Here is a 6,000-nt window from a genome sequence, read left to right as displayed (position 1 = left end):
CCTCCGCTATGGCCGCGGGTACCGACGTTGCTATCGCGTCGGCCGGAGTGATCCTCGCCAGCGACGACCCGAGGTCGGTGTTGTCGGTGATCGAACTCTCGCGCGCCTCGTACCGAAAGATGAAGCAAAACCTCTGGTGGGCAGCGGGATACAACCTCATCTCGGTTCCGCTCGCGGCAGGAGTGCTCGCGCCGGTCGGGTTCGTGCTGCCGATGTCGATCGGCGCGATCCTGATGTCGCTGTCGACGATCATCGTCGCTGCGAACGCACAATTACTGCGTCGACTCGACCTCACACCCGACACCATCACCGGAGCGGTGAACGAGGGGAGTTCCAACCCTCCGTCGCAGCGCACACCGTCACTGTGAGAGCTGATCTCGTACCGGGAACGCAGCTCTGACAATTGTGGAACGTTGATGGCCGCACCTTCTCCGCCGGAGAGGATGCGGCCATCGTTGTCTATAGCGGGCCGGGTCAGCCGAGCAGCCGCTGCATGGTGTCGATTTCCTGCTGCTGGGTGGCGACGATGGTGCGGGCCATCTCCAGGGCGTCAGGATTGGAACCGTCTGCGATTTCGGTGTTGGCCATCTCGATGGCGCCGGTGTGGTGGGCGATCATCATCGTCAACCACTGGCGGTCGAATTCCGGTCCCGACGCTGCCATCAACGCGTCCATGTCCTGAGCGGTCATCATGCCGCTGCCGGAGCTGTGGTCCATCCCGCCCATGTCACCCATGTCACCCATGTCACCCATGTCACCCCTGTCCATGTCGGGCATGGGCTGGCCCCACTCGGTCAGCCATGCCGTCATCTGGTCCATCTCGGGCTGTTGCGCGGCGGCGATCGCCGATGCCAGCGACAGCACCTCCGGGTTGTCGGTGCGGCCGTCCGCCAAGTCGGCCATCTCCACTGCTTGCGCGTGATGCGGGTACATCATCTGCGCGAACATCACGTCGGCATCGTTGAACTCTGCGGACGCGCTTGCTTGGGCCGAGGACATCGGTGCCGAGGACATCGATCCCATCGCATGGCCATCCATCGACGAATCCGCCCCGTTGTCGCTACAGCCGACGACGAGGAACGCGCTCGCGGCAGCAGCAGCGATCGAGGCAATGACTTTGGTACGCATGAGGAAACTCCTTGCAAGAGTGAGTAGTACAGAGGATTCGATGTCGTTCGATCCGCCGACAGACACGCGTCTGTCGGGCTTCCTGTCACACTCGCAAGGTCACCGATCTGTCCAACTCCCACAACGTCCACGGCGGCGCACGCCCCCACGCGGAGTCGGTGCGCCCAACGATCCGGTTGACCAGCATCGGTACCGGGTCGATGGCTGCGCTCGTCGCCGGGACCGTCAGCGCGGGCCACGACGCTGTCGTGCCCACACAGGGGTGCATCATCTGGTGTGCCGACGGGCAGTCGTGCTCCCCGGTCATCACCGGAACCGACACCGAGTTGGCCATGCGGGACGGCGCTGCCATCGAGGCATGGCCGCCGCTCATCGACATGGACATGGACATCGAGCCGGTCACAGGCATCGACATCGGTGTCACCGAATGCATCAACAGGACACCGAACACCGTCAGTGCAATCAGCAAACCGACCATCGGAGCTGGGCCCCGTCGACCGCGCCGGCTCACTGAGTGCATGCCCTCGACGATACCAAGAGATACCCCCTGGGGGTACATTCGTCTCTGCGCTTCGGTCTTCGATGCATTTTGTCAGACTTTCGTGGTGTCGAGACGGTCCGCGCCCGAAGGTCGACGACCCATTGTCCGTCGTCGATGCGGCGGCGTAGCGCAAGAGATCGTCCGATGGTTGCCCGGCCTGCGAATGCGGTTGTCCCGCAGGGGTTAATGCTCTACGCACACGCGGGTTACGACGCTATAGTCCGCAGGTTTCTGCGAACCCGCGCAGTTACATCCCACTTCCATTCCCACACCCAGGCCGGTCCGGACGGGAGCGGCCCAGGAGTGGCGAGCATCGGAGACAACGGATTCGGGGGCATCGACGACGGATGCCCGCGTAGGGGATCGGCGAACCATGAAAGCCGACCGCAAGCGGTCGCACGTCCCCTCCGGGGCCGCCCCATATGGGTCACCAATTTGGTCGTACGAGTCGCCCGAGTCTGACATGCCGGGGACCCCGACCAGTCAACCCACGGTCGCAAGCTCCCTCTTCGGGGTTGACAGGCCACCCTCGTCATGTCGATCGGGGACGTCTCATCCGAACCTTTGGAAGGTGTCCCTGCCATGAACAAGAACCTGCTCAACGATCACCAGATCATCACCGAGCTCATCGGCAATGCCGCTCAGCTCCCCGCCGAATATCCGCGCGCGGCCCGGTGGGCCACCGAAGCGCTCGCGCTCGCCAGCGCAGCAGAGCTGCCCCTCCTCATCGAGGAGGCCGAAGGAGTGCTCGGACGGATCGAGCACGACACCACCTGCCGGTGGTGCGCCGGGCAGCCGGGAGCAGCCATCCCGGTCGGGTCCTTCTGGTGCATCCACTGAGCACCAGGCCCTCCGGGGTCCCGGTCCCACCACGGGGCCGGGCCCCCCTTTTTTGTCTCCCGCACAGGCTGGAATACCATAGACAGCACTGTCGTTGTAGGACTCGACGGCGTTCGATCCCAATGCCCCGGGTACCAACCATCAGCCGCTACGAGCGGCCACCTGCCGAGAGGCGCACTGGCGAACACCGTCACCCAACATCGAACAGGGCCACGCATCACAGATGCGTGGCCCTGGCTCGTTCGAAACGACCCGTCGACGCGGCCACCGCCGCGCCTCCGAACCTTCTCGTCCAGTCATTCGAGTAAATGACTGTTGCCGGAACCGCCGAGCTGCCCCGTGCGTCCAATAAGACATGGACGACGACGAGCGCGCAGCCATCCGATCGGAAGGCCACGACCCCGACCACCCGGCCGTCTCGCACGCCCTCGACCAGGTCAAACACGTCCTCCACAGGTACCGGCACCTCGCCTGGACCTTCACCAAGGATGACCTCGACGGAGTCTCCGTTCCCCGCCGAAAGAGCTGACCAGCACATTCGACAGTCGAACACACGTTCGATACGCTGGCGGTAGTTCCTACCGGCACGGCGAAAGGTCGATCCCCATGGCCACCGCCGACGCCATCCCCGACCTCACCGGACTCGACAAAGCCACCCAACTCGATGTCCTGCGCCGCCGTATGGCCACCGTCCCCGGCGGCCGCCGCGACCACGCACCCACAGACCTCCCCACCATCACCGCACCCGAACCAGCGGCACCCGCCACGGGCAGTACGGACCTCGCGGGCGAGCCCGACGACTCGGACCCGCTCAACGCGGCTGTACGCGGCAAAACCCTCCGCACCATGCCCGTACCGCCACCGCTCGCCGCGCTGCTCCCACGCCGAGCCCTGGCCCGCGGAACCGCCGTCACCGTCACCGGCGCCGGGTCCATGCTCATCGCGCTCGTCGCCGAAGCATCCGCCGCCGGCCACCACGTCGCCCTCATCGGCCAACCCCGCCTGAGCCTGCTCGCCGTCCACGAACACGGCGGCGACCTCGCGAAAGTCCACCTCGTCGATCCAGGGGCAGGGGACCCGCTCGACGCCGCCTCGATCTGTCTCGACGGGCTGGATCTGGTCGTCACCACCGTGCACGGCCGAGACGTACCCCCAACGCGCGCAAGGGCTTTGCTCGCACGCAACCGTCGCCACGCCAGTGTGCTGCTGCTGACGGATGGACACATGCCCGGTACCGATCTCACGATCGCCTCCACCGTCTGCGGTTACGGCGGAATCGAACAGGGCCGAGGGCGCATCAAATCGATCACCCTCGAAACCACCGTCCACGGCCGCGGAACACCGCACCGCACCGGCCGCTACACCCTCACCGCCCCCACCTTCGGCGAGACAGGCCTGCGCTGGACACCCGAACCCGCCGACGACCTCACCGTCCACCGGCCCGTCGCCGTCGCGCAATGACCACCGACAACGAGGCCGGCATCTTCGATGCCTGGCCCACCACCTTCGAGCCACCCACCCGCCGCATCGTCGAACCACCCAAATCGGTGAACGTCAATATCGCGCTCGCCATCGGACGATCCGGAGGCGGAGGATTCCGCGACACCACACCCCTGAAAGTCCGGGCCGAGGGCCTGGCCATGGACAGCATCGTCGAGGGAACCCTGTACGCATGGGCACGGACCGGGACCGGCGATTGGCTTGCGCGCGTGTCGTTCTCGATCCCCACCGGCAACAAGAAAGGCCGACTCGACCTCGACCGGCAATGGTGCCCCGCCGCCGCCATCACACCCATCACATGACCGACACCACCACCGCAGTGGCCACCCGACAGATGGCCGATCACCGACAATCAACACACACCCGCAGCACAGGAGACACCGTGAACGTCGGCGACCGCTACCACCTCGCACCCGGCGCACCCGGCATCGTCGTCGTACGCGAAATCCAACCCGAGGGCCTCATCCTCGTCGAAAACGAAACACCAGGCCCCGGCGTCTACCCCTACCTCGTCAAACCCGACACCCTCGTACCCGCCACCACCTGACCGCTCTAACCACGACGCCGACGGAGCCGCCGAAGGTTCGCAGCATGAAGCCTCGCCGCCCGCTCCTCCGAATCGACCCGCAACGGATACCTACACTGAGAACAGAAGTTGTCCAGCGGCAACGGAATCGGGTTACTGCACCGAGGACAGTCATCGAAATGCGACCGATTCGTCAGCGCCGCGACAGTGGAGTCTTTTTCCATGAACCGCGACCCTGCCACAGGCCACCGACACCAACCGAACCCATCGCAAGCCGCCACCGCCGCACAGTCCGATACGGTGACCAGCGCCAGTAAGCTGCCGCGCAACGGGGCGCGCCTTGCGGGTCCTTGAACGGCCGAAAAGGAGCGTAGACCGGTGGCAGGCTTCATCAAGAATGCGCGCGACGCCGAACACGCTGCCGCCCGGTCAATGAAGTCGCTCGGATTCACCGACGCCACGGTCACACCCATCGGCCCCGACGCCGGAATCGACGTCACCTCCCGCACCGCCCTCGCCCAGGTCAAGTGGAAGGGCGGTGCCGCCGGCCGCCCAGACCTGCAACGCCTATACGGAGCATCCGCAGGCCAACACCACAAAACCATGCTGTTCTACTCCGCCTCCGGATACAGCAAATCAGCCGTCGAATACGCAGACCAATTCAAAATCGCACTCTTCGACTACGACCCCCACGGCACAGCCGAACCCCAAAACTCAGTCGCCGCGAACCTCGTATCCAAGCCGCCCCAGACCGAACCCGCCGAACAATCCAAACCCACAACGCCACCCTTCCGCCCCAAATCCACACGGGCGCAAAACAGCACTGGAGAGCCCCGCCTCTGGACGTCCCCAGCAAGCGCACTCATCACCCCGAAAGCGAAAGACGAACGGCCAGGCGGCTGGAATGGCAACCGTCCGCAGCGAATCACCGGACCGAAGAAGCCAGTGGAGAGCTGGCGCGATGAGGTCAAAATGCGGAACGCTGAACCACCAGGACCCATCGCGAGCATGGTCCTGGGTGCCGCAACGATTGTGCTCTTCCTGAGTCTCGCCGTGCTTGCAGGATGGCTATCGTTTGAGCTCTACAGCAGCACATTCCCCACGGCAGTGAAAATCATCCTTGGAACAATCCTTGCACTGGGCGGCCTGACCTCGTTCGCGATCGCGTGCGTAGGAGTCCGCGAAATCCGCACCCCGGCGACGCCATCGGCCTGACCACGACAAACTGCAACACCAGCGCTACCGCGACACCGAGCGGCGTCACCCTCCGTCGCTCCCGCACAATCACCAACCAGCCGTACCCCACTACCGCGCCGCCGTAGAGCGCCAGCTCCGGCGGCGTTCCGCGTCCCACCACCCGAAGCCGCCACGTACACAGGCAGGCCCTTGGCGGGCCACACGCACCCCTACGGGCTACACCGAAACGAACTCCGCAGCGCTCCGCACTCAAAAGAGCGAAAAGAAT

8 protein-coding genes and 1 pseudogene are annotated in these 6,000 nt (G+C 65.0%); 7 read left to right on the top strand and 2 right to left on the bottom strand.

The window, feature by feature from the left end:
• A pseudogene (locus CH291_RS26440) lies at positions 1-368 on the top strand (heavy metal translocating P-type ATPase); the annotation flags it as partial.
• Between the two features lie 106 nt (positions 369-474).
• Here the strand turns inward: CH291_RS26440 and CH291_RS26435 are convergent.
• Both CH291_RS26435 and CH291_RS26430 read right to left on the bottom strand, forming a co-directional pair.
• A complete protein-coding gene (locus CH291_RS26435; RefSeq protein ID WP_094689067.1) occupies positions 475-1,128 on the bottom strand; it encodes a DUF305 domain-containing protein in 654 nt (217 codons plus the stop codon).
• Positions 1,129-1,213: 85 nt separating this feature from the next.
• Positions 1,214-1,648 carry a DUF6153 family protein gene (locus tag CH291_RS26430; RefSeq protein ID WP_094626844.1) on the bottom strand — a complete coding sequence of 145 codons (435 nt, stop codon included), beginning with the start codon at positions 1,646-1,648 and terminating at the stop codon, positions 1,214-1,216.
• A 603-nt stretch (positions 1,649-2,251) separates the two neighbouring features.
• Here CH291_RS26430 and CH291_RS26425 point away from each other — a divergent pair.
• The 6 genes from CH291_RS26425 to CH291_RS26405 all read left to right on the top strand — a co-directional run bounded on the left by CH291_RS26425 (position 2,252) and on the right by CH291_RS26405 (position 5,750).
• Positions 2,252-2,509: a hypothetical protein gene (locus tag CH291_RS26425; RefSeq protein ID WP_094689066.1), complete on the top strand. Its 258-nt coding sequence runs from the start codon at positions 2,252-2,254 to the stop codon at positions 2,507-2,509.
• Positions 2,510-2,864: 355 nt separating this feature from the next.
• Positions 2,865-3,038: a hypothetical protein gene (locus CH291_RS27015; protein ID WP_179276683.1), complete on the top strand. Its 174-nt coding sequence runs from the start codon at positions 2,865-2,867 to the stop codon at positions 3,036-3,038.
• Positions 3,039-3,115: 77 nt separating this feature from the next.
• Positions 3,116-3,970, top strand: a complete 855-nt coding sequence (locus CH291_RS26420; RefSeq protein WP_094689065.1) for a hypothetical protein — start codon at positions 3,116-3,118, stop codon at positions 3,968-3,970.
• Positions 3,967-4,311 carry a hypothetical protein gene (locus CH291_RS26415; protein WP_094689064.1) on the top strand — a complete coding sequence of 115 codons (345 nt, stop codon included), beginning with the start codon at positions 3,967-3,969 and terminating at the stop codon, positions 4,309-4,311. The genes CH291_RS26420 and CH291_RS26415 overlap by 4 nt, the downstream gene beginning before the upstream one ends.
• Entirely contained in the window at positions 4,308-4,556 is a 249-nt protein-coding gene (locus CH291_RS26410; RefSeq protein WP_094689063.1) for a hypothetical protein, read from the top strand. Before CH291_RS26415 ends, CH291_RS26410 begins: the two co-directional genes overlap by 4 nt.
• Before the next feature lie 357 nt (positions 4,557-4,913).
• Positions 4,914-5,750, top strand: coding sequence for a restriction endonuclease (locus tag CH291_RS26405; protein WP_094689062.1), 837 nt, complete (start codon positions 4,914-4,916; stop codon positions 5,748-5,750).
• Positions 5,751-6,000 lie beyond the last annotated feature (250 nt).

Origin of the sequence: Rhodococcus sp. 14-1411-2a (assembly GCF_002259485.1) — a bacterium.
In the GTDB taxonomy this organism is placed as follows: Bacteria; Actinomycetota; Actinomycetes; order Mycobacteriales; family Mycobacteriaceae; genus Rhodococcoides.
The sequence above is the reverse complement of the archived record's forward strand: the minus strand, read 5'-3'. Positions and strand labels throughout refer to the sequence as shown.